Source organism: Xenorhabdus bovienii, from assembly GCF_024721015.1.
Taxonomy (GTDB): Bacteria; Pseudomonadota; Gammaproteobacteria; order Enterobacterales; family Enterobacteriaceae; genus Xenorhabdus; species Xenorhabdus bovienii.
The window spans coordinates 1-1,210 of sequence record NZ_JANAIF010000221.1; the positions used below are offsets into that span (position 1 = coordinate 1).

Here is a 1,210-nt window from a genome sequence, read left to right on the forward strand (position 1 = left end):
TGTTTGTCGTGGATGAAATCAGCCACGGTGGGCCACCTGACCGGCTGGAAATCACCGCCCGCAGTGCGGATTTTCGGGAAGAGTTCAATATCAAGCGGGAATACAGTTGGCACGATGTGACTGTAGGTGATGTAGTCAGTGCCATTGCCGGACGTTATAACCTGCAACCTGCCGTGAGCCGTCAGTTGATGGAAATAGACATCGACCATGCTGACCAGACTAATGAAAGTGACATCAGTTTTTTGTCGCGTATGGCGGAAATGCTCGGCGCAATTGCAACTATCAAAAACGGCAACTTGCTGTTTATTATTCCGGGGCGCGGTGTATCACAAAGTGGGAAGATGCTGCCCGTTATCACCATACATCGTGACAGTGGCGACCGTCACAGCTTCCGTGTGGCAGACCGCGCCGCCTATACGGGCGTTAAGGCGCACTGGCTGGATCTGAATTTTGGTAAGCAGCCGGCAACCACCCTGAAGCGCAAGCGAAAAAAGCCCAGAAAAAAGAAACAGGAAAAATCCAGTCGTCGTGAAGGGGAATATCTGGAAGGGGCCGACGGGAACGTCTACGTGATGCGCCAGACGTTCAAGACCGAACGGACAGCACGACGGGCGGCGGCGGCAAAATGGGCAACGCTCCAGCGCGGTGCGGCGGAGTTTTCAATCACGCTGGCGCGGGGACGGGCTGATCTCTATCCTGACCTGACCGCCTCAGTTGCGGGGTTCAAAACGGCCATTGACAGCCATCAGTGGACGATATCGCGTGTTGTTCATAACCTGAGTGAAAGCGGCTTTACTACCCAGTTAGAGCTGGAATTAAAAATTAAGGATACCGACATGACAGAAAGTGAACAAGATCAATAAACAATGCGTTATAATCGCGGCAGGCACACCCCCAATGATGAGGGTTACTCATGGCGTTTTCCTGTCCCCAATGCGGCGCTGTGGCAAAAACACGTACCAGTGAAATGATGAGTGAAGAGACGCGGCGCAGTTATCACCAATGTCAAAATATTCTGTGCGGCTGTACGTTTACGACCATCACCACCATTGAACGTTATTTGACACGCCCCACTCCCCAGAAGTTACCGACTGATTTTAAGGTCCCGAAACTGGCGTTTCCGTCCAGCCATTACGGTGATGAACAAATTGGTTTTGGATTCTGATTGAAAACGAATAAGCCCCAGATAGAAAACTGGGGCTTATTCTTA

The 1,210-nt window shown here is 51.4% G+C and carries 2 protein-coding genes; both read left to right on the plus strand.

The features are described 5' to 3' along the window. Nucleotides 1–863, plus strand: an 863-nt coding sequence (locus NXS07_RS20170) for a contractile injection system protein, VgrG/Pvc8 family (protein WP_258087529.1), incomplete at its 5' end; no start/stop codon positions are given. Between the two features lie 50 nt (nucleotides 864–913). Continuing rightward, entirely contained in the window at nucleotides 914–1,165 is a 252-nt protein-coding gene (locus NXS07_RS20175) for an Ogr/Delta-like zinc finger protein (protein WP_258087530.1), read from the plus strand. Nucleotides 1,166–1,210: the final 45 nt, after the last annotated feature.

Excerpts from the sequence above, each read along its gene's own strand:
- NXS07_RS20175 (WP_258087530.1), top strand. The coding sequence starts at position 914 with ATGGCGTTTTCCTGTCCCCAATGCGGCGCTGTGGCAAAAACACGTACC.